This window comes from Rickettsia endosymbiont of Pantilius tunicatus (assembly GCF_964291875.1).
GTDB lineage: Bacteria > Pseudomonadota > Alphaproteobacteria > Rickettsiales > Rickettsiaceae > Rickettsia.
In genome coordinates this window covers 46,570-72,792 of the sequence record NZ_OZ198175.1, presented here as the reverse complement: position 1 = coordinate 72,792, position 26,223 = coordinate 46,570, and the positions used below count along the sequence as shown (strand labels likewise).

Below are 26,223 nucleotides of genomic sequence, written 5' to 3'. Positions count from 1 at the left end.
AAGGCTTTGTTGCATGGGTTGAGAGCCGTCATTACGAGAAGAAACTGAAAGTTTCGACGAAGCAATCTCAGAAACCATATGCTGTTTCATGAGATTGCCACGCTCCTTGCAGTCGCGTAGCTTATGACGAAAAAACGAGCCATGTAATGATCCAATCACAGTATAACAACAAGCTATAATCGCAAACACTTACTGCAAAACTTTATCATGTAATAAACATTATTACAAAACTTTACCTAATTATTTACGTTTAATAAATGATTATTCTTTATATGCAGTGATTTTTTGTAACCCTCCCATGTAATTTACCAGAACATCCGGTACGGTTATTGAACCATCTTCATTTTGATAATTTTCTAAAATTGCAACCATAGTTCTACCAATTGGTAAGCCAGAAGCATTTAAAGTATGAACTAAAGTAGTATCATGATTACCAAATTCTTTGTATCTTGCTTTCATTCTACGTGCTTGAAAATCACCACAATTAGAACAGCTAGCAATTTCACGATATTGTTTTTGCCCTGGAAACCACACTTCTATATCATAAGTTTTTTGTGATGCAAAACCCATATCACCCGTACAAAGTAGCATAGTACGATAAGGTAATTCCAGTTTTTGTAAGATAGTTTCTGAAGCATTAGTCATATATTCATGCTCATTTTTTGACTCTTCCGGTGTTGTAATAGATACAAGCTCTACTTTACCGAACTGATGCAATCTAATCATACCTCTAGTATCTCTACCGCTGCTACCTGCTTCTGATCTAAAGCATGGTGTATGAGCAACAAGTCTCATAGGTAATTTTTCACGAGGAATAATAGTATCGGCAACCATATTCACTAGTGACACTTCTGCGGTTGGAATTAGCCTATAACCGTTTGTAGTTGCAAAAGATTCATCCGCAAATTTAGGCAGCTGCCCCGAATTATACATAGCATTATCTCGAACTAGCACTGGAGGTGACACTTCAAGAAAACCAAACTCTCCAGTATGAATATCAAGCATGAAATTGGCTAAAGCACGCTCTAATTTTGCTAAATCACCTTTTAATGTTACGAATCTAGCACCTGAAATTTTTGCCGTCTGCTCAAAATCCATTAGGTCTAGTTTTACACCTAGTTCAAAATGCTGCTTTTTATTTAGAGCATTAAGGTCTACTTCTCCGTAAGTACGAATTAATTTATTCATACTTTCATCAATACCATATGGTACCTCTTCATCAGGAATATTAGGAAGAGTATTTAATAGCTCGTTTAGCTCATTATTATTGTTTAAATCTTGTTCGAGCTCTTCTAGTTTTTCATTGATGTCCTTAACATCTCTTTGTAATCCCTCAAATTCCTCGCCGCTTTTAGTGTTCATGTTACCTAAAATTTTTGACTTTACTTTACGTGCGTGCTGAAATTCTTGAATTAGATTAGTGATTTTTCTTTTTTTACCATCAAGCTCTTCGATTCTTTTTGCCATAGGTTCAATAAATCGCTGCCTAAGCTTGTCATCGAATAATTCTTGATTTTCTCTAATCCATTTAATATTTAGCATTTATGACCTCGGTTTTTCTATATAATTACATATTATTATTGAAATTTCATATAATAAAAGCAGCGGTATTGCAAGAGCAAACTGGCTTAAAATATCTGGAGGAGTTAATATTCCTGCAATAATAAAGTTAATAACTATCGCAAAACGTCTTTTTTCCTTAAGAGTTTCTATTGTAATTATTTTTAATATATTTAATATTATTAAAACAACTGGAAGTTGAAAAGCAACACCAAAAGCTATAATTAGATGAATAACTAGATTTAAATATTCACTAATCCTAGCCTCTAAAACTATCGGTACTATTAAATCACGCTTTTCAAAACTAAGAAAAAAATTCCAAGCTTTTGGCATTACGAAATAAAAAACGAAAATACTACCACACCAGAATAAAATAGGCGATATAAAAAGAATAAACGCAATAATTTTTTTCTCATGATAATATAATCCAGGACTAACGAATAAGTAACATTCTAAAGCAATTACTGGTATAATAATAGCGAAAGCTGCAAAAGCTGCAAGCTTAATATAAGTAAAGAATGCTTCAGTAAGTCCAGTATAAATTATATTTCGTAAATTATCCTTACTTAGTTTAGCAAGTGGTTCTAATAAGAAACTATAAATATAGTCACTAAAATAATAGCAAATAGCAAATGCAATTATAAAAATAATAAATATTCTGGATAATCTTACTTTAAGCTCTGATAAATGTTCTTGAAAAGAATATAATTTCATAACTATATAATATACTTCTTTTTTTCTTTTTCAAGAATTGCTATTTTTCTTAACACACCCTAGCGTACTAAATTTGCCTCAAATTAGTAAACGTAATTAATTTTTTAACTTTAAAAAGTAAATTTATTAATGAATTCTTGATATTTTAATAAATTATTAATATAATATTATTTCAAAATTACAATAGGGGAATAATATGTTGAACAATGAAATTGAAATATATATACACAACAATTATAAAACTCTTAATGAATTGGGCTCATTATTAGAAGACACTTCAAAAAATACTACTGCAAAAACTTTAGATTTAGGTGATATTCCTTTTAATTTAGATGAGAAAGTAAATGATAATCAAACATTAGAAAAAAACTAGAAGAATTATTTACTTTAAATAAAAGCTTAAACCAAGTGCTAGTAGGAGGATGGGGTGAGAGAGTAAATCAAAAAATTATAAATAAAGTTTTAGAAATAATCGCAAACTCTGAAGAAAAGAATATACATAGTCTTGATGTTAGTCATTTAGACTCTGAAGGTGTAAAAGCATTGATAGCGGTTTTAAAAAAAGGGTCAGTTTATGATATTACCGGTACCTTATATAGTAAAACTAGCGTGCATTGGTTTCCAAAAACTCCAGAAATGAAAAAAGATTTGTTAGAAGCCATTAAACAAAACCAATTTATAACTAATTTTAAATTTAGAAATTCTATTGATAATGATTTAGAAAAGGAAATTAATATATGGTAAATTAAGTTGAAGTTTGCGTATTAAAGAATTGAATTAAAGCATTATATAATTGATCAAATTGAGTAATTTTAGCTTTAATCCATCGCTTCATATTGACCCAAAATTTCTCTATTGGATTTAGATCAGGGGAGTAAGGTGGTAAGAATATTATCCTACAACCTACTGATTCTATTAGTTCTTTGGTCCTTTGAGACTTATGGAAAGCAGCGTTATCCATCACTACAACTTGTCCAGGTTTTAGCTCTTTTATTAAAAATTCTCCAACCCAACTTTCAAATAATTGTCTATTACATGTTCCATTAAATATCATCGGTGCTATACACTCTTTATTAACATAACCAGCTATGATATTTGTTCTGTTGTAATATTTACCGCTTTTTTTACCAATAAGTTTTTCGCTTTTTTTGCCCCATCCTCTATCTTTGCAGATATTTATCTCAATACCACTTTCATCAATATATACAAGATGTTCTATTGGTGTATCTTTTATGACCTCTTGGTACTTATCTCGCTTTTCTTGACTTGCTTCCAAGTAGGAAAAGTCTTTTTTTTATAGCTAAAACCTAGTTGCTTTAACCAATAATACGCACCCACAGAACTCATATTAAAATACGTACCTATTTCTAATAATGTGAAATTAGGATTAGAACTCACGTACAACTCAACATCTTGACTTGTTACCCGTCCTTTTTTGCCTCCTATTCTTCTTGCTAAATAATGTCCTTCGGACTTATATCTCTTATACCAATTCCTTACTGTGTTTGCTGCTATTTCAAATCTTATCGCAGTGCTATTGCAGCTATTACCTCTTTCTACATATCCTATAACTCTTTTTCTAAAATCTTGACTATATGATCTTGGCATTTTCCTTTATATATATCATCCCTATACTCAAACCTCAACTTAATTTACTATAATAACCAAAAACAATAAAGCAAAATTAGAAAATTTATGGGAACAATTAAAATTATTTAGTGAAGATAAAAATGCTATAGACTTAAATAAATATTTAAAATTATACGAAAAATATGATCAAAGTACGCTTGAAGAGTTTTGGAGTTATAACAATAAAGCAATACCGAATTTAAAAAAATAAATGACTATAAAGATGAAAATTTTTTAAAAATAGCAGGAATAGGGAAAGAAGGATATGGTGATTTATATATTTTACCATCCGAAATAAAGCACGCTATATTTAATAAAATTAGTTTTTTTGATATAGATTATACTGTAAACAACTCACAAGAATCAACTGTGAATATGTTAGGTCAGGAAGTAAAAAGCATTTAATTATTAGGAATAGGGATAAATTTATCCTTACTCTACGCAAATAGCGAATTACCTAAGTAGTTTGCTATTTGCGATACTCTATATTTTCTTACTATATACTTTAAAGAAAACCAGTATAAATAACATACTAAATAAAGTATTGCAAAAAAAGAATAACGACCAAGGAAGATATTTCGCACAAATGCCACCAAGAGCAGCTAAAACAATACGACTAACCGAGCTAAAAGACGCTATAATAGAATATTGAGTAGCCACAAATTCACTATTACAAAGGCTAGCGAAATATATCGAGATAATTGTTCCGGCAAGACCTGCACAGAAATTCTGCATGGTAATAGTTAGTATGAAAGTTTTTATATCATATCCAATAACAGCAAGGATCATGAACATAAGAGGTGAAAGTAATTGAATAATGCCGCCTATTAAAACGCTACGTAATATACCGATTTTTGTTGATAAAATTCCGCCTAACGCTCCTCCTACTATCATAATAAGCAATCCGTAAGCCTTGTAAATAAAGGCTATTTCATGAGTAGTAAAACCTAAATTTAATAGAAAAGGCGAACTCATAGCCATAGGTATAGAATCAGCGGCTTTATATAGAAACACAAACAGCATAATTAACAATAAATGTCGTTGTTCGGTTTTTAAGGATATAATACTACTTTTAATAACTTCAAAATATTGTTTTAAATTTATTAAATCTTTCGTTCTATGAGATTGTTGTTTCGGCTTTGGTTCTTTAATGCATAAAATAATTATAGGTCCAAGAAGAGTAATGTAAATAGCTAATTTATAAACAGTACTCCAATCAAAAATAACCGATATATATAAAGCACCGACGCTACCGAGTAACATCCCAAGGCGGAATCCTATACTGCCTAAAGTAAACGCCAAAGAGAGTTCTTTTTTTGAAGTAGGTCTCTCAATGCGGTATGCATCAAGTACGATATCCTGAGTAGCCGCACAAAAAGAGATAATAAATAATATAATTGCAGTAATATATATATTATGACAAGGATTAAAACTCGAAAAACCGGTTATTGCAAGGCTTAAACATAGCTGTGATGCTAATGCCCAGCCACGCCTAGCTCCAAATTTAGAACATAAAAAAGGGATAGAATATTTATCAATAAAAGGAGACCATATAACTTTTACGCAATAAGGAAAAGCAGCAAGCGATATTGAACCTATTATATCGGTTGTATATTTTGCTTCAGATAATTGATATGGAACAGTAAAAAAAATTAAATTAAATGTTAGACCGGAAATCATACCTAAGAGCAAAATTCCAAGTAAATACATCTTATCTACACTTATTTGCTTTATCAATAACATATTATTTATATTGTATTTTTAAAGAATAGGGGGCGACTTTAGAAAATATCTTACCTACTACCGGTATTTTAGTTACAATACTACTAATGAAGAAAAATGATGGGATAACGTTACCTTTAATTTGAATTAATTTTTGGTTGGTATCAATATTACCTTTCATAGTAAAGTCAAAAAATGGTCCGTGTGCTTCTGCACCGGATAATGTAATTACGTTTCCTTGATAACTAAAATTACCGTTCATATCTTCAAATGAAATATTCTTATTATTGGTTATCGAGCTAAGAAGACCAGGTATTGAAACGAAAGAAACTAATCTTGTTAAAAAAGGAGTATCGGTTAAAGCAAAACGTGTTATATAGAATTTACCATCTAATATTGGTATTATATCGCCTTTTTTAACTTTGTATCTTCTAGTATTCAGGTTAATTTTAGTATAACCGCCTTGCATAGAGCTATACATCCCAAGCCCTTTAAGTAATGCTCCAGCATTATCTGACTCAATTAACCATTGTTCATAGCTTTCTTGTGCAGTAAGAGACATCATTACTTTTCCATTATTGGAAATATTGCTATTTAGAGAACCAGAAAAGCAGAGTACTTTATCACATTTAATTGCTAAATCAAAGTTATCTAAAATTACATTATCTTTTAATAAAATTTTATATATGTTAGTTTTTAACATTACATTACGTGTGGAATCACCATCTTTTTGTAAAAACTCCATCATATTAGAGTTTGAAAGATCTAACACACTTCCATAAATTTCAGTATTTAGATTATGACTATCTATAGTTATTTTTCCTCTTAATCTTGTATTTTTATGATTAATAGAAGATAGAGATATATTATAAATATCTTTCTTAGCTAAGATATTACCATTAATTTTTAAACTATCATCCCCTGACAGACTAAATTCGATATTCTTATCTGAGCCTTTATCATTTAATTTAGTATGGATATTTAAATTAGCTTTTTTACGCAACTGTTTGTGGATAGCTACTTTAGCTATATAAAACTCTAAATTATCAAGGTTAGAATTAAGATCAATAGTTGTATTGTTATTTTGTTTCTTATACTCAAAATCTAAAACAGCACTACCTGACATTAATTTTAATATGCCAAAACTTTTATTATTTGCTGTAATATTACTTTTTATTTTGAGCAGGCAATTATTGTTTTCATCTACCATATCGTGGTCATAAGTAAAATTACTTACATAGTTATTGATCTTACCTTTACCAGTAATATTTAATTGATTGTCTTTAAAAACACCTTTTGCCTCACCTTGTTGCAACAATATATTATTGCTTAAAGTATTAAAATTTATATCAGTCAATGTTGAAGTAACATTATAGCTATTATCGATTTCAGAATTGATAGGAATTATTATCTCTATTATTGAATTGGCATTTCCTTTAATTTCTTTCAAATCAATATCTTCATTTTTAACATTTTGATATGCATCATTTGGTATAAAATCAACTAAATCACTAATTTCACCTTTAGCAGTAGCGTTAAAAACAAATTGTGACTTAAGAGGTCCTTCCCATTTAAAAGTCATAATACCATTAGACAGAACGCTGTTACCGCTATAAGCCTCATTAATCAAGAATTTTATCTCTGCCCCTGAAATAACTATATTAGTATCAACTTTAGTTAAAGCAGGTAAATCTTTATGATATTTATATTCAAAATTTGATATATGCAAATTTGCTTTTAAATTATCATCTTCTAAAATATTTTCTTTTAAAAATTTTCTATCTAGTTTAATGCTTAATTCGCCGTTTTGAATGTGACCTTGTTTTATATGCTCTCGCAAATATGATATCACAGGATTATTAGGAATAATTTTTTCTACTGTTTGGTAAATTATCAAAGGAATATTTACTATATTGGCATTTGCATCTATGTTTTTATCAGTTACTTTACTGTTTAAAGTTAAAGAAGCTTTGTTACCAAAATTCAGCTTACAATCAGCTATTTTAGGGTTACTTTTTGTATTGCTAGTTTTATAAACACATATAGCTTTTCCAAGCGGCAGCCCTGCCCCTTTTTCATCGGTTAAAATATCACTTTTTATTGAAGTGAGGTTTATATTAGTTAAAATATTTCTTTGGAATATATTTAAAGAGTAATCACCATTTATTTGAGTATTTATAATTTCTTCCTTATTATTCGATATTACCGAAAATTGAGCTATATTAAAATATGCTTCTATTAATGAATTAGAAAATAAATCTTTGAAATTTAAAGTAACATCAAGGTCATTAATTTCCCCTTCAGCATTATCTATAAGATATAAAGAAATTTTATTAATTATTAAGTGATTTTCTTTAAAACTTAAGTCATTTATTACAGCTTTGATATCATTTTTACTTAAATAAAATTCAATTACTCTTTTTAAAGGCTTATCCATATGTCCATGATTTGCACTATAAAAAATTAAATATGCAACTAGAAACAATGCAGCAAAAGTTGTAAAAATACTAATAAAAGCTTTTTTAAGAAAATTCATTCGAGTTTATAAATCGATTAAAAGATAACGCAAGTTTTAGACTTGTAATATTTGTTAAATATAAAGTATAATCTAGAAAAATCATCAAAAATTATGAATATTACATTTATTGGTAGCGGCTATGTGGGATTAGTTTCAGGTGTTATGATGAGCTATCTAGGTCACAATGTTACTTGTCTTGATAATGATGAAGCCAAAATCTCTAAGTTAAATAAGAAAATATTACCAATTTATGAAGCTAAACTTGATAAATATTTTATGCAAGCTTTGGAACATGAAAGGTTAAAGTTTGCTAGCTTTTATAATGATGAACTTAAAAATACCGAAGCAGTATTTATAACAGTCGGTACACCCTCTAAAGAATCAGGCGAAGCCGATTTAAGTTATGTTTATGAGGCAATAGATAAAGTTTCTCTACATATAAACAAAGATTGTTTAATAGTTATCAAATCAACTGTGCCGCCTAGTAGTTGTAATAATATCATTGATTATTTAAAAGCAAAAGGTTTCTCATTTAATATTGCATCAAATCCAGAATTTTTACGCGAGGGAAATGCTGTAAAAGATTTTTTATATCCTGATCGTATCGTGATTGGTGTAAATAATAAAGAATCAGAGCATATATTACGAAAGATTTATACACCTTTAACGGATAATGGAGCAGAGTTAGTAGTAACTGATTTAGTTACAGCAGAGCTTATTAAATATGGCTCAAATAGTTTTTTAGCTACTAAAATTGCTTTTATTAATGAGATGGCTAATTTATGCGAAAAAATTGGTGCTAATATTAAAGATTTATCTAATGGCATAGGACTTGATAAAAGAATTGGAACAGCCTTTCTAAATGCTGGACCTGGCTTTGGAGGCTCATGTTTTCCAAAAGATATCTTAGCATTAAATAGTATCATTACGAATAATCACATAGATTCTAAAATTCTTGAAGCAGTGATTACAAGTAATAGAGAACGTCCAAATTTCATGGTAGATAAGATAGCTACTTTATTAGATGAAGATTTAAAAGGTAAAAATATAGCTGTTTTAGGCTTAACATACAAAGCAGGTACCGATGATGTTAGAGCAAGCCCTGCAATTGAGATCATTAAAAATTTATTAGATAAAGGTGCATACGTTAAGGCATTCGATCCTATGGGGCTTGAAAATGCCCAAAAAACTTTTAAAAATGAAAATTTGCTATATCTAGATTTCGCAATTAAAGCTTGTGATTTTGCTGATGCTATAGTTATTACTACTGAGTGGAGTGAATTTCAAGAACTTGATTGGCAGAAAATTTACAGCTTGGTAAAATCACCTATAATTATTGATCTACGGAATATCTTAAAAGCTGATGAGATGGAGAGCATAGGCTTTAGATATTATACAGTAGGAAGTAAGATTTAGCCCCAACAACGTCATTGCGAGGAGTCGTAGACGACGCGGCAATTTCAGGAGTTGTTATCCCGTATTATTTCATGAGATTGCCACGCTCATTTCACTCGCTCGCAATGACGATTTATACACTTTAACACTAATTAAAAATGCAAACTGAATTTATACATTTAAGAACGCAAAGCTCCTATTCTTTTTTAGCAAGTGCATTAACTACTGAGAAAATAGTAGAACTTGCCTCTTCTTATAAAATGCCTGCTATTTGCTTAACAGATAAGGAGAATTTATTTGGATCGCTAGAGTTTGCTTTATATGCTATAAAAAAAGGTTTGCAGCCTATTCACGGAGTTATTTTAAATATACAATATGAAGCAAACATTTTTGCAGAAATATTATTGATAGCTAAAGATGAAACTGGCTATAAAAATTTGCTTAAACTATCCAGTATAACCTTTACTAAAAATGATCGAAAAATATGCAACCATATTACTTTTGAGGATTTAAAAGAATATCAAGAGGGGTTAATAGCATTATGTTGTTATACTGAAGGCGTTATAGGGAAGTGTTTGCTTTCTAATAAAGAAGAACAAGCTGAAATATTTGCACAAAACTTGCAGGAAATTTTTGGAGATCGTTTTTACTTTGAAATTATGAGGCATGATCTACCGGAAGAACAGCTTATTGAAGATAATTATATTAAAATAGCATCAAAATTAAATATTCCTCTTGTTGCTACTAATAAAGTACTATTCAGCAAAAAAAGCATGCATGATGCACATGATGTATTATTATGTATTTCTGCCGGTGTTACTAAAGAATATCCTGATCGTAAAACAGTTAGTGAGAATTGTTATTTCAGATCAGCAAAAGAAATGATAGAGCTTTTTGTCGATCTACCTAGTGCTATCGAAAATACAGTAAATTTAACACAACGTTGTTATTTTGCTGCCCATACAAACCCTCCAATGCTTCCTAATTTTGCTACTAAAGATATTAGTGAAACTGATCTAATTAGAAAAGAAGCAAAAAACGGATTACTTGCAAGACTTGATACAAAATTCAAATCTGAACATATTTCCATAGAACACCAAGAAAATATTAAAACTGAGTATTTTGCTCGTCTTGATTATGAGCTAAACATTATATGCAGTATGAATTTTGCTGGTTATTTTTTGATCGTATCCGACTTTATAAAATGGAGTAAAAATCAAGACATTTTAGTAGGACCAGGCAGAGGTTCAGGAGCAGGATCAGTTGTTGCTTGGAGCTTGCTTATCACTGATCTTGACCCTATTAAGTTTGGTCTATTATTTGAAAGATTTTTAAATCCAGATCGTATTTCAATGCCTGACTTTGATATTGATTTTTGTCAGGAAAGACGAGAAGAAGTTATTAATTATGTACGCTCTAAATATGGTAATAATAGAGTAGGACAAATTATAACTTTTGGTAAAATGCAGGCAAAGGCGGTAATTAAGGATGTCGCACGAGTACTAAGCTTGCCATATAAATTTGCAGATTATCTAACTGAATTAGTACCGTTTAGTGCAATAAACCCCGTTACGCTTGAGCAGGCAATACGAGAAGTACCAGAGCTTGCCAACGCTGCTAAAGGTAACGGATTATATAATTTAGAGGGTGAACTAGAATTAATTAAGCTAGTACTTGATACCTCATTAATTCTTGAAGGGCTGCATCGTCACTCCTCAACACATGCAGCAGGAATCGTAATAGCTGGTACTGATTTAGTTGATATAGTACCTGTCTATAAAGATGCTAACTCCGATATGCTAGTAGTTGGTTATTCTATGAAATATTGCGAGCTTGCTGGTTTAATTAAGTTCGATTTTCTTGGGTTGCAAACTCTAACTGTTATTACCGATTGTAAGAAATTGTTAAAAGAACAAAATATAGAAATAGATTTTAACGATATGACATTTGATGATGAAAAAACTTATCAAATGTTATGCAAAGGTAAAGGAGTCGGCGTATTCCAGTTTGAAAGTGTTGGGATGAAGGATGCACTTAGACGCCTTAAACCTGACTCCATACATGACTTAATAGCTCTTGGTGCGTTATATCGCCCTGGACCTATGGAAAATATTCCAACTTATATAGCTTGTAAGCATAAATTACAGCAGCCTGATTATTTGCATGAGTTATTAAAGCCTATCTTAGAAGAAACTTATGGAGTAGTAATATATCAAGAACAAGTACAACGAATTGCTCAAATTTTAGCTGGTTATACCCTAGGGGCTGCTGATTTGCTTCGTAGAGCTATGGGTAAGAAAATTAAAGCTGAGATGGAACAACAAGAAGAAATTTTTGTTAAGGGTGCAATAGCTAATAATATTTCTGAGGCTCAAGCTAAATCAATTTTCGCAACTGTTGCTAAATTTGCTGGTTATGGTTTTAATAAGGCACATGCTGCAGCTTACGGGGTTATTTCATACCAAACAGCATATCTTAAAGCTAATTATCCAGCAGAATTCGTAGTTGCGTGCTTAAATCTTGAACTAAATAATCACGATAAAATTAATTTATTCCTGCAAGAAGCAAAAGATAATAATATAAAAATTATTGCACCGAATATTAATGTTTCTAATGGGTATTTCAGTATTTTAGAGCATTCTATAGTGTTTGCACTTGGGGCTATAAAAGGAGTTACGCCGAATTTTGGTAAGTTAGTCACAGATGAAAGAAAGGCAAGAGGTGCTTTTAAATCGATCGTTGATTTTATTGAGAGGTTACCACCAAAAGCTATAAACAGCAAATTACTTGAAAATTTAATTAAAGCTGGTTGTTTTGATGAATTACATGACAATAGATTGCAGTTGTTTTCAAGTATTTCTAAGCTTCTTGCATATTCGGTTTCTTACCATGAAGAGCAGGCATCTAATCAATTTAGCTTAATTAAAGTCTCTAGCTTAAGTAAAGAAATATTAGTTTTAAGTGATTACGCTGATAAAAATACTTTAGCTTTTTATGAATTTGAGGCCATGGGGTTATTTATTTCAAATCACCCCCTAACAGAATACAAAGAAATATTCAATCGCTTGAATATCTTAAGCTCAGCTGATTTACATAATAATATGCCTGATGGTAGTAATAGAGTAATGATTGCTGGTGTAATACAAAAGAAAGATTCTCGTATGTCAGCAAGAGGTAGATTTGTTACCCTAGTGCTTTCTGATCCTGAAAATATATTTGAGTTAAGTATTTTTAGCGAAGAGGTTTTAAAAGATTACGTACATTTACTTGACGTTAAAAGTTTAGTAGTTGTTAATTGCGATATCATTAAAGATGAGGGCGGTATTAAAATTACTGCTAAAAGCTTTTCATCAATTGAGGATGCAACCAACAATCAGCAATTTGACTTACAGCTTTATCCTAAAAATGATGAAGAATTAGAACAAATAGTAACGTTACTTGCAAATTGTATAAATAACGATGAGCAGAGTAATACTACAGCTACAATATATTTATCAAGTAAATCAGTAAAAAATTTTGTAGCAAAGATTACATTGCCAGAAAAGTTCTTTTTACGAGGTCAAAATTTTGAGATTCTTAGTCTTTATCAAAATACTTAAATCTACAGCTATTTTATCTTTCTAAATCTGCTTTAGATAATTCTGTAATTTTTATAACAGACTCTAATGGAATACCTTCTTTCAGCATTTTCTCTGCCATCATAACTTTTTCTTCTTGCATTTTTTTTGCCATGATAGCTTTTTCTTCTTCTCTACCTTGTTGCATCCAATGATGAGCTATGCTTTTCATAATGTTCTCTCTTTTTTAGGATTTAAGTAGTTTTTCTACTTCTATTATATCACCTTGCTTAATCTTGGTCAAAGTGTAGCATAAAATTAGTTCTATATGATCAATACCAATATCAACTTTAGCGAATTTAGGCAAAAGATCAGCTATTTCTTCCCACCTTTTTAACAAATCACGCTCGTGAATATGCTTCATAAAAAACTGTAAGATTCCTGACCATGCTTTTTCTTTCAATTTTTCGTCCGGAATATCATGAACATTGATTAATTGATAATCACCGCTCCATGTAGCTTTTACTAATTCACTATTTTCAAATAATTCCCATAGATTTAGTGGAGCATTATATTTCTTTTGACCATTGTAAAATATCAAAGGATATATGAAAGGAAACTTTTTGCTTTTCGTTGATTTCTTATGGTATTCAGCAATTTTAAACATATACCGAAATAACCTCAAAGCCATATCATACTCAGGCGTGCTTTAATGTTCTAAAAGTAAATACAAGTAACCTTTTTTCTCTCCAAACCTAGTGGAAAATAAAATATCTACTATAGATTTCTTGAGTCTTTTATCTACAAAACTATCTTTTTCCATTTTTAGCTTTTCGAGGGAAATCAAGTTTTGTATATGGGGAGGTAAGTGCATCTCAAAAAACTCTTTAGAAACTAAGAGCCTGTCTTGAAATTAAGGTTTAGTCAATGTTTTAAGCATAAGTGTAATCATATTGATATAAATAATATGTTCAGAAGTTTTATAGTTATGCTCATAGTCTTTACTCATACGACGAAAATTATTGAGTCAGCCAAAAGTACGTTCAACTATCCAACGCTTGGGAATCACTTTAAACCCCACTTGATCAACAATTTTACGAGAAATTGTCAGTAATGCTCTTACAGTTAAAAAACACCAAATTTGTAATGCTCCAGCATAACCACTATCTGCAAAAAATTTGATAATACTAGGATATTTTGCTTTTGCCTTGATTATTACATTTTTAGTACCATCTCTGTCTTGTATACCTGCTGAATGTACTTCACATGATAATACTAAACCAAGTGTATCTGTAACTATATGGCGTTTCCTACCCTTAATCTTCTTGCCTGCATCATATCCTCTAGCTCCCCTTTTTGGGTAGTCTTAACAGACTGACTATCTATAATCCCTACAGTAGGAGTGGATTTCTTACTTTCTTTCTCCCTTACTTTTTGGACTAATCTATCATGTATTTCTTGCCATCTACCATTCTTACGCCAACGTAAATAATAGTCATATACTGTTTGCCATGGGGGAAAATCTTTAGGTAATAATCGTCACTGACAACTACTCCTCATTACGTAACGAATGCCATTAATTATATCTCTTATATTATGTTTACGTGACCGTCCTATCTTGCAAGGACCAACAAATGGAGCTAAATGTATCCTTTCTTCTTCCACTATATCACTGGGATACATATTCCTACTTTATTATTTTTTGACAAAATAAATTATTTCTTATATCTTTTCAAGACAGGCTCTAAAGGATTTTCAAATGCACTTCGGATAATTTCGTCATGTTTAGGTTTCTGGGACATAAGTAATAATGATATATTGCACTATAAATATATCATTATTACAGTTATTTCAATTAAAGATTGAATTTTTTATTACAACGAATTATAATTCTCTGACTGGTTTTAGTACTAATTTTTTCTTGTTAAAAATATTTATTTTAGCTAATAAGCTGATTTTAGCTTTTTTCAAACTGCGTTTATAGTTTTCACCTATTACTGCATCATAGCTAGTGATTAATGACGGGATAACCTCATTATAATACATCTTATAAAGCTCATGCATGGTTTCCTTAGTTGTTAGATATCCCCACTTTATTGCCTGCTGAGGTACTCGTGCTAGTGCTTCAGTGCAGGCTACTGCTTCTTCAATTGCAGGATTTTTATTTTTATATACATCAGCTGATGGTGATAAATTAGCTTGCATATCTTTAAACATAGCATCAATCATTAATGCCATATATTTATCTGATTTAAATTTCCTGACAAAAACTAAGCCATGTTTATTGTTATATCTTAAAAGCTTAAATTTATATATAAAAATCATGAAGTTTATTGCTAGAATTTTTAAACCTCTTACTTTATTAGCATGATAAAATTTAAGCTTTGTCTCATAATCTAGCTGCTTTTTCATGCCTGCTTTAAGCAATTTGTGCAGTAAATTACGGCAATGTTCTATATCTTTTTTGCGAGCAATACGTGCTTTATCTGTGGCTTTAGTGCCAGAAAAATTAGCCGAATGGCGGGTGATTTGCCTACCTCTATCATCCCTTTTTATATCAGCAAAATGCCCAAGTTCTTGAGCTGCTATAATCTGCAATCTTGCAACAGCAGCAAAGCCACCACCATAAATCGGGTGATCCTTACTATTTTCAGCGAAAGGATTACCGCCGCATGAGACAAAAATAGCTACATCTTTGCCGTTAGTGCTTTGCATTCCACTATTACCACCTACTTTCTGCCAGTTAACCATATCCATCATATCGCCAATATTATGAGAGTAGGTTATAAATATCTCTGTTTTATCAAGAAGTAGCCATCTTATGACAATCGGGTGAGCGGATTGCACAAAAATACGGGCTAACATTTCCATTACTTCTTTTTTGACTGGCTGTAATTTATGGATTTGTTTTTTTAGATTATCAAAGACAGATTTTATTTTTTGATCGGTAGCAGAATTTCTATATAGATTTTGGAAAAATTTTGTAGTTTCAGGGATTAAATGCGGATCTGTTAACTCTTCTTTGCTAACCATCATACTAATATTAAAAGCAGGATCATTAAATCTTGCAAAATTGCAACAATCATCGGTATCTATTCTTAGCTTTCCCGACTTAATTATCTGCATTGCTAAATTCTCATACTCTATTTCCATATCCTCTTTATAAATAGCAGGAACGTGATCAAGAATATGGTATATAGTACTCATACTTACACATTACCTAAATTTAAGACCTCATTATGCTCATCAGTATGTTTAAGTATCTCAAAAGTCATCAAATCCATACCTATTGGTTCATATTTTATATTCAGTCTAACTTTTTCAGCTTGAGCCTTTTTGTACTCATCTAACTTAGGACATACTTTTTTTAAGCAACTTTCAACAAATTGTTCTGAAGATTTTAATTTTAATATATCCTTTGCATCCTTTTTGTGCGTTTCATCTTGAATACATAAATCAATATTACGTTCTGTAACAAATAATTGCGGAGCTTTAGTTCTTGCTAATTCAATTATGTCTTTATTCTTTTTTGCAAAATTACGAATATTTTTTTCATAAGGTCCCTGAGCTCCAATCATTTCATCTATGACTATTTCCATACTTCCATGTTTCTCGTTCTTATCATTAATTTCATCTTTTAAAGTACGGATATTTTCATCATTAAGCTTACACATTTTATACAATAGCAATAACATAAAATGATTTAAATCTTGTTCTTCACAAGGAATATTTTTTTCTCACATTCTTTTTTATAATATTCCTTATTACAAAAATGATTAATTCCTCTTTGTTCACCTGACCAAGAAAGCTTTAAAAAATATAAAGACCAAGGATTAATTGAAATATAAGATAATGGAAGACTAGCCCATTGCCCTAGCTTCATTTTTTGAATTATAGTATTAAATTCAGATAAATTATTTTCTATTTGTGAGAATTTATATTCTACAATATTGGCAGGGTTACTTTTTACTATCTCTTCCCATGTTTTTCCTAATTCGGTTTTTGCTCTGCTACCAATTTGAGCTAAAAATGATGTAGATTCCTTTATCATCGTGTCAGCATTATACTCTATATAATTTATCAAAGACGCAATATCATTAAAGGCTAATTTTACTATAGGATCATCTCCTTTATCCTTATTTTTAAAAAACTTATTTTGTATAGGTAAGATTTTTTGTTTACAAAAATTCCAAAAACTATCCTTACTATTTTCTGGTCCTATATTTAAAATCTCATCTTTTCTTAACTCAATATAAAACAATGCTATTTGTTTCAAGTGCCATTCAAAGTCCATATTTTCATCATATTGCCTACTAACTATGATATAAAACTTCTTAAGAAAATCTGATAACTTTTCTTCTACACGTGAGTTATAAATATTATCACCAAGATCATGAAAAATTGATAATAATCCAGTTATACTAGATCTAAAAAATCCAGCAGCAACAAGATCAAGTAAACAGCAAATGCTTTTTCAGCAGAAGAAAGTTTTAGACGCTCTATGTGACTAGCATTTACTACTACTGCATCACTACTAGCGACGCAAGAAGCGGTATATATAGACCGCAACCCTGAATGAAAATGCTTATAATACTTATATAAATCGGAGTCTTTCTTCTCTAGTTCTTTTATTTGTATATTAATGCTATCTATAGTATCAATATTTGCATTAGATAACATTTTCTTTATCTTATCAATTTCTTGTTCTAATGCACCAATTTTTTGTCCTTGTTCTTGTTGTACTATATTTTGTCTTTGCTGTTCTAAAAATAAAGGACGAATTGCTTCTCGTATAATTTGAGGCGATATATTATCATTATCTTGGATCGGATTAGCTGTAACTAATTCTTGTGAATTCTTTTGCCCTAATTCTTGTGCAAGTTTATATAATCTAGTCTTTTGTAAAAATTGTAATGCTTTTTCCTGCCCATTAAATATATCTTTCCGAAAGTTTGTTTGTGTCTCTTCAAAGCAATATGCGGCTGTTTCATAATATTGCTTTTTTTGAACTGGCTCTCTTTCTTTTTTAGCTAGCTCATTATAAACCAAACCCGACTTATAGTCACAATGATGAACAAATTTTTTTCGTTCAAATGGATCTTCATGATTTGCATCTAATTCTTTGGCATGTGTAAATTGATTAAGTGCTTCTGTATATTTTTTTCTCTATAAGATTTAGTCCCTCCTGACAAAAGAGAGTTTATACTTTCTCTTGTATTAAAATCATGATATACCTCGTCATTATTATCCGGATTTGTCCTTTCTTTGCTCATATTAAAATCCATTAAATTATTTATAGCATATTATGACCGCCATTAATTGATATAGTCTCACCTGTTACAAATCCGGAATTTTCATCAACTAAAAATGCTACTGCTCTTGCAATTTCTTCAGGTTGCCCTAATCTTTTTTTGGGGATACTATTAACGATTTTTGCAAGCACGTCTTCAGGTACTGCTCCTACCATTTCTGTTGCAATATATCCAGGAGCTATACAGTTAACAGTAATATTTTTAGAAGCAGTTTCACGTGCTAAAGCTTTAGTAAAGCCGATAATTCCAGCTTTAGCAGCAGAGTAATTAGTTTGTCCAACCTGCCCTGCTTGAGCATTTATTGAGCTGATATTAACTATACGTCCATAATTTTGATTTCGCATCGGCTCGATTACGTTACTTGACATATTAAAGCAAGAATTGAGATTAACGTTAATTACGTCGTTCCAATCTTGATGATTCATTTTATGCAGCATTTTATCTTTGGTAATTCCGGCATTATTAACCAAAATACTTACTGGCTGTTTATATTCCTCTTCAATTTCTTTTATTGCTCTTCTGCAATCTTCAAAATCTGCAACATTCCAACGTTTGGCTTTGATACCATATTGCTCTTCCATAGCTTTTGCAGCTTCATAATTACTAAAAAAATTAGCAATAACAGTAAAACCTTTATTTTTCAATTCTTCAGCAATAGACTTTCCTATTCCTCTAGTGCCGCCTGTTACAACTGCTAAATGTGACATTTATTATCTCCTTATATTATTATCTTTATTACGTTGATTCATTTTTGGTACAGGTGTAACATTAGGAGTAATTCTTCCTACATTATCTAATTCTACCGTAGGTTTGTGTATCATTTGTTGTTGAACTTTATTTAAATCAGGTATTAGTTCAATTAGTTCATTTTTTGGAGTAGCTATATTAACATCTGGTGTTTGTATACTTGTAGCTATTTCATAAGTTTTTGTTTGATACATATTGGGGGTTTCTATAGCTTTTTCCTGTTCTGCTGGTTCATTAATTATTTGACCTTTTTTAAGCTTTTTAACCTTATTATTAGCTCCCGATGGCTCAATCATACTTTTTAATGATTCTTCTCTAGATTCAGGGAAACCTGCGGCTGTCACCTTTAATGTACCATAACATCCAATTGTAGCACCACCCGCATAAACTCCACCAGCTTGACCGGCAGTATGACCTGCTTTTAAAAGTTGTTCATCAGCATCTTTTACTTCTATTCCTAATTTATTAGCTATAGCAGTACTAGTTTGGTCATGCTCGGCAAGACCTGTACGATCCTTACCACTTGCACACATAGTAAGCGTTTCGTACTTTGGAACATCTTTAAAAACAGAATCATTAGAATTTGAGATTTGGTTACTTAAGTAATTTAATTTTCGCGAAATGCTACTACTTATATTTTCTTTATCTGCACCTCTATAAAAAATTGCGTCAGCTTTTTCTATATCTTGTTTTAAACTAGCTGCATTAGTTAATATTTTACGAGCTTTTTCTGGTAGTTCCTGTATCAATATTTCTAGGTTGCCTTTCGGTTTATTAATACCGAATAATCTTTCTAATTTACTACGTGGTCTCAAATGGGTTGCGATATCACTGAAGTTAGCTTCTTTTGGTAAATTATTAGCCAAATCATTAAGCTGTTCTTTTGTACCATCAAAATGATTAAAACCTGCGATTTTTCTAAATTTATTAAACGCTGTATTAGTATAACGACCTCCTACATGATCTATAGCTCTTTTAGTAAGAGTTACTAACTTCGCATCAGGGTGCGGCACTATAAAATTTGCAGCTCCACTATTTAAAAGTATTAGCATGCAATTCACGATCACCCATCCATTCTTGAGCTTGCTTAGTATTTAAATCAGTAATTCTTTGTTGTGATTTTTTATCACGAGAAATAGATACAAGAGTTCCTGCATGTTTAGAGGTATGTATTATTTCAATAGATTTTATTGTCTTCAGCTATAGCTGTAATTTTCTCAAAAGCGTTTTTCATCCCGACTATTTGACGCAATTGAGTAGGAATAACATGTTCGCCTTCCTTGATTTTTTCAGCATATTTATTAACTAGCTGCCTTTCCCAGCTTGGCATTTTCTTGAACCAATCTTTATCAGCTCTATTTTGGTACTCTTCTTTTTGCTCGTTAGTTATTCCCTTTAACGCTACTTCTGCCTCAATAACAGTATGATCTTTATTATCTTTATCTTTATCTTTATCTTTATCTTTAACATTTGAGATGTGTCACTATATTACAATGTTCATCATTAAAATTCTGAAAATCTTTTGCTACATTTAGCTTTTTATGTACTTCTTTTACGCCATTATTTTCTAGCAATACGGCTATATCATTAATCTTATCCTTTAAATTAGGAGAGATCTGCATTTGAGAATTTTTTTCATTATCTTTATGAAAGCTATTAATAAAATCTACTGCTTGTTTTTTTAATTCTGTTTTAAGTACTTCCGGCTTTCCTTCGATTTCAGCTATATCTATTGCTGCTCTTATGACATTTAAATATTGCATCTCAAAGCTTTCCGTTCCGAGCTCACGCGGTTCTTTAGCATTTCGTGCATCACGAATTATTATCGGTGTTGTACCTTCTATTAACGGATCAATTTTAGTAAGTATTATACCAGTTTTTTCTTCACGTAAAATTTCAAGCTTTTGTAGTGCTTCAGTAAATTTACCGCTTTTAACCGCTTCATTTACCTCATCTCTGCTTGTATGTAGAGGAGTCTGTTTATTATTTACTAAAAATTCATTTGTTTGTGTTATAAGAAAGTATTTATCTGCGTCGAATTGTTCTTTTAATGAGGACATAGTGAAAGCTTTATATATTAATATTTAGTTTAGTTAGATAGTAGACAAAGTTTTATTCGGCAAAGAGCAAGGAGCTTGTAAGCATGAGGAACAGAGCATAGATAAACTACGTGAGCACCACAGTACTTATAGAACGACGTAGCCAATTTTTGAAGTTGATCTTCGTATAAGCCAAATCTTGAAGTATTAAAGGTATATACCCTTGTATTATAATTTTAAAGTAATTAAATAAACAATATCTATTAAAAAATTTTAATCTTATTAATTAAAATATATTATTTATATGAATATTGATAAATTTACTGCACATGCTAAATCAATAATAACAAGCAGTCAATCTATTGCTGCTAAAAATGATCATCAACAAATATTACCTTTGCACTTATTGGCTGGTCTTTTTAATGAAGATACAGGAATTATTAGAACGCTTATTAGTAATAGCGGAGGTAACTTAAATATTTTAGCTGATCTAGTACAAGTAGAATTAAATAAAATTCCAAAAGTGCAAGTTGATGGTGGAGGACCAGTTTACTCTTCTGCCGAACTTCTTAAAGTTTTAGAAAAAGCTAATAGCCTTGCTAAAGATAATGGGGATAGCTTTGTTACGATTGAGCGTATTTTGGAAGCTTTAAGCTTTGATAGTACTATAGCCGGTAAAATTTTAACCGGTAATGGGATTAATAGCAGAAAACTAGCAGCTAGTATTTTACAGCTTCGCAAAGGTAAAAAAGCTGATACTGAATCAGCAGAAAATAGTTATGATGCTCTAAAAAAATATGGCAGAGATGTAACTGAGCTTGCTGAAAGTGGTAAGCTTGACCCAATAATTGGACGTGATGAAGAAATCAGAAGAACAGTGCAAGTATTATCTCGTCGTATGAAAAATAACCCGGTACTGATCGGTGAACCTGGCGTTGGTAAAACTGCGATAATCGAAGGGTTAGCACAACGAATATTTAGTAAAGATGTGCCAGAAACTCTTATTAATTGTCGTATTATCGAGCTTGATATGGGAGCATTAATTGCGGGGGCTAAATATCGAGGTGAGTTTGAAGAAAGGCTTAAGGCAGTGCTCGGGGAAATAAAAGAGTCAAGCGGTGAAATTATTTTATTTATCGATGAATTACATTTATTAGTTGGTACAGGTAAAACTGATGGAGCTATGGATGCATCAAACTTGTTAAAGCCTATGCTTGCTCGTGGTGAACTACATTGTATTGGGGCTACCACTTTAGATGAGTACCGCAAATATATTGAGAAAGATGCCGCACTTGCTCGCCGCTTCCAACCTGTTTATGTTAGCGAGCCGACAGTAGAAGATACTATATCGATACTTAGAGGTATTAAGGAAAAATACGAGCTGCATCATGCCGTACGTATTTCTGATAGTGCGATAGTTGCGGCAGCGACTCTATCTAACCGCTATATTACAGATCGTTTTCTACCTGATAAAGCTATTGATTTAATCGATGAAGCTTGTAGCCGTATGAAAATCGAACTATCAAGTAAACCTGAAGAGCTTGACGAGCTGGATCGCCGTATTATTCAGATAAAGATAGAGCTTGCAGCTTTGAAGAAAGAGAATGATGAGCATTCTAAAAAGAAAATTGAGCATTTAACCGCAGAGTTAGAAAAGTTGGAATCTAAATCTTACGATATGAGCTCTAAGTGGCAAGCCGAAAAATCCAAGATTCAAGGGCAGCAAAAACTTAAAGAGGAGTTAGACCGTGCTAGAATTGATTTAGAGCGAGCAGAACGTGATGCTAATTTAGCTAAAGCTAGTGAATTAAAATATGGAATCATTCCTGAGATTATGAAAAAAATTCAGGAAGTAGAGAATAGCGATAATAAAGGATTATTAAAAGAAATCGTATCGGAAAGCGATATTGCAAGCATCATTTCCCGTATTACCGGTATTCCAATTGATACGATGCTATCAAGTGAGCGTGAACGTTTGCTTGTGATGGAACAAAAATTACGTGAGTCAGTAATAGGACAGGATGAGGCGATTAAAAGCGTTAGTGATGCCGTTAGAAGATCACGTGCAGGTATTCAGGATATTAACCGCCCGCTTGGCTCGTTCTTGTTTTTAGGTCCGACAGGGGTTGGTAAAACTGAGCTGACTAAGGCTTTAGCGGACTTTCTTTTCGATGATCGTAACGCAATCTTGCGTATTGATATGTCGGAATATATGGAGAAGCACGCTATTTCACGACTTATAGGAGCACCTCCAGGTTATGTTGGTTATGATCAAGGCGTAGTACTAACTGAAGCCATAAGACGCCGACCTTATCAAGTCATATTATTTGATGAAGTGGAAAAAGCCCATCCTGATATTTTTAATATTATGCTGCAAATCCTAGATGAGGGAAGACTTACCGATAGTCAGGGTATCACAGTTGATTTTAAGAATACTATCATTGTGCTAACATCTAATTTAGGTGCAGAAATACTTGTAAACCAAAAAGAGGGGGAGGATACTGATAAAGTAAAAGATCAAGTAATGGAATATGTAAAAATGGTTTTCAAACCAGAATTTTTAAATAGGCTAGATGAGATTATATTATTCCACCGACTAAATAAAAATAATATTCACGATATAGTCAAAATTCAGCTAGAAAGTTTAAAGAAAATTTTATTAGCTCAAAATATTACTTTAGAATTTGATGAACCGGCTTTAAACTATCTAGCTAAAAAAGGTTATGATCCAAGTTTTGGAGCAAGACCTTTAAAACGACTCATTCAGCGTGAAATACAAAATAACTTAGCTAAGATGATTTTAGCAGGTGAGGTAAGTAGCGGAAAAGTAGTAAAAATAACTGCAAAAAAAGAAGAGCTGATCATAAAAATTTAGTTGGTAGATATTATTGCGATTCTGTCATTCCGTGGCGGCATTGCCCGCGTGGATCATTATCCCCTGTCATCCCGTGATTTATTCACGGGATCCAGTTAAAAATACTAATAAAATTAGTATTTTTTATTATTTTCTGGATACCGTGGCGGTATTATTGCGTGGTTCCGATGTCATTCTTAGCTAAAAGCAGGAATCCAGAAAAATAAACATAAAAGTAGCAAATTTTTAAAATTAAAAACTTAGGTAGCTCGCTTTATAGTAAATTAAGTTGAGGTTTGAGTATAGGGATGATATATATAAAGGAAAATGCCAAGATCATATAGTCAAGATTTTAGAAAAAGAGTTATAGGATATGTAGAAAGAGGTAATAGCTGCAATAGCACTGCGATAAGATTTGAAATAGCAGCAAACACAGTAAGGAATTGGTATAAGAGATATAAGTCCGAAGGACATTATTTAGCAAGAAGAATAGGAGGCAAAAAAGGACGGGTAACAAGTCAAGATGTTGAGTTGTACGTGAGTTCTAATCCTAATTTCACATTATTAGAAATGGGTACGTATTTTAATATGAGTTCTGTGGGTGCGTATTATTGGTTAAAGCAACTAGGTTTTAGCTATAAAAAAAAGACTTTTCCTACTTGGAAGCAAGTCAAGAAAAGCGAGATAAGTACCAAGAGGTCATAAAAGATACACCAATAGAACATCTTGTATATATTGATGAAAGTGGTATTGAGATAAATATCTGCAAAGATAGAGGATGGGGCAAAAAAAGCGAAAAACTTATTGGTAAAAAAAGCGGTAAATATTACAACAGAACAAATATCATAGCTGGTTATGTTAATAAAGAGTGTATAGCACCGATGATATTTAATGGAACATGTAATAGACAATTATTTGAAAGTTGGGTTGGAGAATTTTTAATAAAAGAGCTAAAACCTGGACAAGTTGTAGTGATGGATAACGCTGCTTTCCATAAGTCTCAAAGGACCAAAGAACTAATAGAATCAGTAGGTTGTAGGATAATATTCTTACCACCTTACTCCCCTGATCTAAATCCAATAGAGAAATTTTGGGCCAATATGAAGCGATGGATTAAAGCTACAATTACTCAATTTGATCAATTATATAATGCTTTAATTCAATTCTTTAATACGCAAACTTCAACTTAATTTACCATATACTAGATTCCTGCTTTTAGCTAAGAATGACATCGGAACCACGCAACAATGCCATCACGGGATGACAGAGAAAAATGATTTACGCAAGCAAGCCTTAAGCAGGAATGACATAGAATAAAAACTGTCCGATACTATCCAATATTCCTCCCATAAACCTATTGACTTTTCAGTATTCATATATAGAATCGTAACCGGAGCTGTAAAGGCTTTTCAGGAGTGTAGAAACACTAAACCGAGTCTTCCCAATTAAGTGTGTAAACTTTTTCAAAGGACTGGATTCTATCTTCAAATTTTATTAAAAAATGAGCCATAGCCGCATTCCAATTTGGCATAGGCATTGACCATTTTTTGGTCATGCAATAAATTGCTAAATATAAGCTTTTAAAAACAGCATTATCATTTGGAAAAACCCGTTTATTTTTTGTAACTTGAAGTTGACTATTAACGGATTCCACAGCATTAGTTGTATAAATTATTTTCCTTATTTCTTCTGGATATCCTAAGAAAATCATTAAATTATCCCAGTGAACGTACCAAGATTTAGCAATTTGATGATATTGTTTATTCCATTTAGATTCAAAAGCCTCTAAAGCGGAAAGTGCTTCTTTTTCTGTGCTAGCTGTAATAAATAGGTTTTAAATCACCAGCAAGCTCTTTCCGGTCCTTGTATGATACATATCTTAAACTATTTGTAATTTGATGTACAATACATAATTAATGCTCCGTCTTTGGAAAAACAGCACCTATAGCTTCAGACATACCATTAAGGTTATCGCTACATGCTATCAGTATGTCTTGCATACCTCTATTTTTCATCTCAGTAAAATTACCAAGCCAAAATTTAGCTCCTTCATTCTCGCTGATCCACAATCCTAAAATATCTTTCCGTCCTTCTAAATCAACGCCTAAGGCAACATATACTGATTTATTGATAATATAGCTTAATGCGATAAGATAGTGACTTAGAGTATGAGTTA

General features: G+C 31.5%; 26 protein-coding genes and 2 pseudogenes. 7 read left to right on the top strand and 21 right to left on the bottom strand.

Features of this window, described 5'->3' with window-relative positions:
- Window positions 1–261: 261 nt before the first annotated feature.
- Together serS and tatC are read right to left on the bottom strand one after the other, a co-directional pair.
- The gene (gene serS / locus ACICQC_RS00455) at window positions 262–1,542 is read right to left on the bottom strand and encodes a serine--tRNA ligase (protein WP_395477000.1); all 1,281 of its coding nucleotides are present in this window, start codon (window positions 1,540–1,542) and stop codon (window positions 262–264) included.
- Window positions 1,543–2,274, bottom strand: coding sequence for a twin-arginine translocase subunit TatC (gene tatC / locus ACICQC_RS00450; protein ID WP_395476999.1), 732 nt, complete (start codon window positions 2,272–2,274; stop codon window positions 1,543–1,545).
- A gap of 196 nt (window positions 2,275–2,470) precedes the next feature.
- Here tatC and ACICQC_RS00445 point away from each other — a divergent pair, with 196 nt between their 5' ends.
- Window positions 2,471–2,647 carry a hypothetical protein gene (locus ACICQC_RS00445; protein ID WP_395476998.1) on the top strand — a complete coding sequence of 59 codons (177 nt, stop codon included), beginning with the start codon at window positions 2,471–2,473 and terminating at the stop codon, window positions 2,645–2,647.
- Window positions 2,648–2,682: 35 nt separating this feature from the next.
- Window positions 2,683–3,018, top strand: a complete 336-nt coding sequence (locus tag ACICQC_RS00440) for a hypothetical protein (protein WP_395476997.1) — start codon at window positions 2,683–2,685, stop codon at window positions 3,016–3,018.
- Between the two features lies 1 nt (window position 3,019).
- Here the strand turns inward: ACICQC_RS00440 and ACICQC_RS00435 are convergent, their stop codons facing one another.
- The 4 genes from ACICQC_RS00435 to ACICQC_RS00420 form a co-directional block, all read right to left on the bottom strand.
- Window positions 3,020–3,550 (bottom strand): IS630 family transposase, encoded by a 531-nt coding sequence (locus ACICQC_RS00435; protein WP_395476965.1) that lies wholly within the window; start codon window positions 3,548–3,550, stop codon window positions 3,020–3,022.
- Window positions 3,505–3,882 carry an IS630 transposase-related protein gene (locus ACICQC_RS00430; RefSeq protein ID WP_395476996.1) on the bottom strand — a complete coding sequence of 126 codons (378 nt, stop codon included), beginning with the start codon at window positions 3,880–3,882 and terminating at the stop codon, window positions 3,505–3,507. Before ACICQC_RS00430 ends, ACICQC_RS00435 begins: the two co-directional genes overlap by 46 nt.
- A gap of 504 nt (window positions 3,883–4,386) precedes the next feature.
- Window positions 4,387–5,646 (bottom strand): MFS transporter, encoded by a 1,260-nt coding sequence (locus tag ACICQC_RS00425; RefSeq protein WP_395476995.1) that lies wholly within the window; start codon window positions 5,644–5,646, stop codon window positions 4,387–4,389.
- Window position 5,647: 1 nt separating this feature from the next.
- The gene (locus ACICQC_RS00420; RefSeq protein ID WP_395476994.1) at window positions 5,648–8,161 is read right to left on the bottom strand and encodes an AsmA-like C-terminal region-containing protein; all 2,514 of its coding nucleotides are present in this window, start codon (window positions 8,159–8,161) and stop codon (window positions 5,648–5,650) included.
- Window positions 8,162–8,254: 93 nt separating this feature from the next.
- Between ACICQC_RS00420 and ACICQC_RS00415 the strand changes: the two genes are divergently transcribed.
- Window positions 8,255–9,559 (top strand): UDP-glucose dehydrogenase family protein, encoded by a 1,305-nt coding sequence (locus ACICQC_RS00415; RefSeq protein WP_395476993.1) that lies wholly within the window; start codon window positions 8,255–8,257, stop codon window positions 9,557–9,559.
- Window positions 9,560–9,696: 137 nt separating this feature from the next.
- Window positions 9,697–13,137: a DNA polymerase III subunit alpha gene (gene dnaE, locus ACICQC_RS00410; RefSeq protein ID WP_395476992.1), complete on the top strand. Its 3,441-nt coding sequence runs from the start codon at window positions 9,697–9,699 to the stop codon at window positions 13,135–13,137.
- A 13-nt stretch (window positions 13,138–13,150) separates the two neighbouring features.
- On the opposite strand, the gene ACICQC_RS00405 is transcribed toward dnaE, so the two are convergent.
- The 13 genes and pseudogenes from ACICQC_RS00405 to ACICQC_RS00345 all read right to left on the bottom strand — a co-directional run bounded on the left by ACICQC_RS00405 (window position 13,151) and on the right by ACICQC_RS00345 (window position 21,214).
- Window positions 13,151–13,327 carry a transposase gene (locus tag ACICQC_RS00405; protein WP_395476991.1) on the bottom strand — a complete coding sequence of 59 codons (177 nt, stop codon included), beginning with the start codon at window positions 13,325–13,327 and terminating at the stop codon, window positions 13,151–13,153.
- 15 nt (window positions 13,328–13,342) lie between these two features.
- A pseudogene (locus ACICQC_RS00400) lies at window positions 13,343–13,969 on the bottom strand (Rpn family recombination-promoting nuclease/putative transposase).
- A 153-nt stretch (window positions 13,970–14,122) separates the two neighbouring features.
- Complete coding sequence (locus ACICQC_RS00395) at window positions 14,123–14,395, bottom strand: transposase (protein ID WP_395477646.1); 273 nt, start codon at window positions 14,393–14,395, stop codon at window positions 14,123–14,125.
- Window positions 14,392–14,592 (bottom strand): annotated as a pseudogene (locus ACICQC_RS00390) (transposase); the annotation flags it as partial. The gene ACICQC_RS00395 and the pseudogene ACICQC_RS00390, both read right to left, overlap by 4 nt.
- A 42-nt stretch (window positions 14,593–14,634) precedes the next feature.
- On the bottom strand, window positions 14,635–14,778 hold the full coding sequence (locus ACICQC_RS00385) for a hypothetical protein (protein ID WP_395476275.1): 144 nt from the start codon (window positions 14,776–14,778) through the stop codon (window positions 14,635–14,637).
- 201 nt (window positions 14,779–14,979) lie between these two features.
- Window positions 14,980–16,302, bottom strand: a complete 1,323-nt coding sequence (locus ACICQC_RS00380) for a DUF2748 family protein (RefSeq protein WP_395476990.1) — start codon at window positions 16,300–16,302, stop codon at window positions 14,980–14,982.
- Between the two features lie 2 nt (window positions 16,303–16,304).
- Window positions 16,305–16,769 (bottom strand): hypothetical protein, encoded by a 465-nt coding sequence (locus ACICQC_RS00375; RefSeq protein WP_395476989.1) that lies wholly within the window; start codon window positions 16,767–16,769, stop codon window positions 16,305–16,307.
- A gap of 29 nt (window positions 16,770–16,798) precedes the next feature.
- Entirely contained in the window at window positions 16,799–17,371 is a 573-nt protein-coding gene (locus tag ACICQC_RS00370) for a hypothetical protein (RefSeq protein ID WP_395476988.1), read from the bottom strand.
- Window positions 17,372–17,511: 140 nt separating this feature from the next.
- On the bottom strand, window positions 17,512–18,144 hold the full coding sequence (locus ACICQC_RS00365) for a hypothetical protein (protein ID WP_395476987.1): 633 nt from the start codon (window positions 18,142–18,144) through the stop codon (window positions 17,512–17,514).
- A 244-nt stretch (window positions 18,145–18,388) separates the two neighbouring features.
- Window positions 18,389–19,114: an SDR family oxidoreductase gene (locus ACICQC_RS00360; RefSeq protein ID WP_395476986.1), complete on the bottom strand. Its 726-nt coding sequence runs from the start codon at window positions 19,112–19,114 to the stop codon at window positions 18,389–18,391.
- Window positions 19,115–19,117: 3 nt separating this feature from the next.
- Entirely contained in the window at window positions 19,118–20,206 is a 1,089-nt protein-coding gene (locus ACICQC_RS00355; RefSeq protein WP_395476985.1) for a hypothetical protein, read from the bottom strand.
- A gap of 125 nt (window positions 20,207–20,331) precedes the next feature.
- Window positions 20,332–20,484: a hypothetical protein gene (locus ACICQC_RS00350; protein ID WP_395476984.1), complete on the bottom strand. Its 153-nt coding sequence runs from the start codon at window positions 20,482–20,484 to the stop codon at window positions 20,332–20,334.
- A 133-nt stretch (window positions 20,485–20,617) separates the two neighbouring features.
- Window positions 20,618–21,214, bottom strand: a complete 597-nt coding sequence (locus ACICQC_RS00345) for a hypothetical protein (RefSeq protein WP_395476983.1) — start codon at window positions 21,212–21,214, stop codon at window positions 20,618–20,620.
- Between the two features lie 283 nt (window positions 21,215–21,497).
- On the opposite strand from ACICQC_RS00345, the gene clpB reads away from it, so the two are divergent.
- From clpB to ACICQC_RS00330, 3 genes are all read left to right on the top strand, one after another.
- A complete protein-coding gene (gene clpB, locus ACICQC_RS00340) occupies window positions 21,498–24,068 on the top strand; it encodes an ATP-dependent chaperone ClpB (protein ID WP_395476982.1) in 2,571 nt (856 codons plus the stop codon).
- 306 nt (window positions 24,069–24,374) lie between these two features.
- Window positions 24,375–24,752 carry an IS630 transposase-related protein gene (locus ACICQC_RS00335; protein ID WP_395476240.1) on the top strand — a complete coding sequence of 126 codons (378 nt, stop codon included), beginning with the start codon at window positions 24,375–24,377 and terminating at the stop codon, window positions 24,750–24,752.
- Window positions 24,707–25,237, top strand: a complete 531-nt coding sequence (locus ACICQC_RS00330; protein ID WP_395476342.1) for an IS630 family transposase — start codon at window positions 24,707–24,709, stop codon at window positions 25,235–25,237. The genes ACICQC_RS00335 and ACICQC_RS00330 overlap by 46 nt, the downstream gene beginning before the upstream one ends.
- Window positions 25,238–25,473: 236 nt before the next feature.
- Here ACICQC_RS00330 and ACICQC_RS00325 read toward each other — a convergent pair whose 3' ends face one another.
- A complete protein-coding gene (locus ACICQC_RS00325; protein ID WP_395477727.1) occupies window positions 25,474–25,872 on the bottom strand; it encodes a transposase in 399 nt (132 codons plus the stop codon).
- A gap of 88 nt (window positions 25,873–25,960) precedes the next feature.
- A complete protein-coding gene (locus ACICQC_RS00320) occupies window positions 25,961–26,125 on the bottom strand; it encodes a transposase (RefSeq protein ID WP_395477724.1) in 165 nt (54 codons plus the stop codon).
- Window positions 26,126–26,223 lie beyond the last annotated feature (98 nt).

Coding starts and splice junctions, on each gene's coding strand:
- serS (WP_395477000.1), bottom strand. CDS start 1,542: ATGCTAAATATTAAATGGATTAGAGAAAATCAAGAATTATTCGATGAC.
- ACICQC_RS00415 (WP_395476993.1), top strand. CDS start 8,255: ATGAATATTACATTTATTGGTAGCGGCTATGTGGGATTAGTTTCAGGT.
- ACICQC_RS00375 (WP_395476989.1), bottom strand. CDS start 16,769: ATGTGTAAGCTTAATGATGAAAATATCCGTACTTTAAAAGATGAAATT.
- ACICQC_RS00425 (WP_395476995.1), bottom strand. CDS start 5,646: ATGTTATTGATAAAGCAAATAAGTGTAGATAAGATGTATTTACTTGGA.
- ACICQC_RS00345 (WP_395476983.1), bottom strand. CDS start 21,214: ATGTCCTCATTAAAAGAACAATTCGACGCAGATAAATACTTTCTTATA.
- tatC (WP_395476999.1), bottom strand. CDS start 2,274: ATGAAATTATATTCTTTTCAAGAACATTTATCAGAGCTTAAAGTAAGA.
- clpB (WP_395476982.1), top strand. CDS start 21,498: ATGAATATTGATAAATTTACTGCACATGCTAAATCAATAATAACAAGC.
- ACICQC_RS00430 (WP_395476996.1), bottom strand. CDS start 3,882: ATGCCAAGATCATATAGTCAAGATTTTAGAAAAAGAGTTATAGGATAT.
- ACICQC_RS00405 (WP_395476991.1), bottom strand. CDS start 13,327: ATGAAAAGCATAGCTCATCATTGGATGCAACAAGGTAGAGAAGAAGAA.
- ACICQC_RS00360 (WP_395476986.1), bottom strand. CDS start 19,114: ATGTCACATTTAGCAGTTGTAACAGGCGGCACTAGAGGAATAGGAAAG.
- ACICQC_RS00355 (WP_395476985.1), bottom strand. CDS start 20,206: ATGCTAATACTTTTAAATAGTGGAGCTGCAAATTTTATAGTGCCGCAC.
- ACICQC_RS00385 (WP_395476275.1), bottom strand. CDS start 14,778: ATGTATCCCAGTGATATAGTGGAAGAAGAAAGGATACATTTAGCTCCA.
- ACICQC_RS00420 (WP_395476994.1), bottom strand. CDS start 8,161: ATGAATTTTCTTAAAAAAGCTTTTATTAGTATTTTTACAACTTTTGCT.
- ACICQC_RS00350 (WP_395476984.1), bottom strand. CDS start 20,484: ATGCCAAGCTGGGAAAGGCAGCTAGTTAATAAATATGCTGAAAAAATC.
- ACICQC_RS00445 (WP_395476998.1), top strand. CDS start 2,471: ATGTTGAACAATGAAATTGAAATATATATACACAACAATTATAAAACT.
- ACICQC_RS00380 (WP_395476990.1), bottom strand. CDS start 16,302: ATGAGTACTATATACCATATTCTTGATCACGTTCCTGCTATTTATAAA.
- dnaE (WP_395476992.1), top strand. CDS start 9,697: ATGCAAACTGAATTTATACATTTAAGAACGCAAAGCTCCTATTCTTTT.
- ACICQC_RS00335 (WP_395476240.1), top strand. CDS start 24,375: ATGCCAAGATCATATAGTCAAGATTTTAGAAAAAGAGTTATAGGATAT.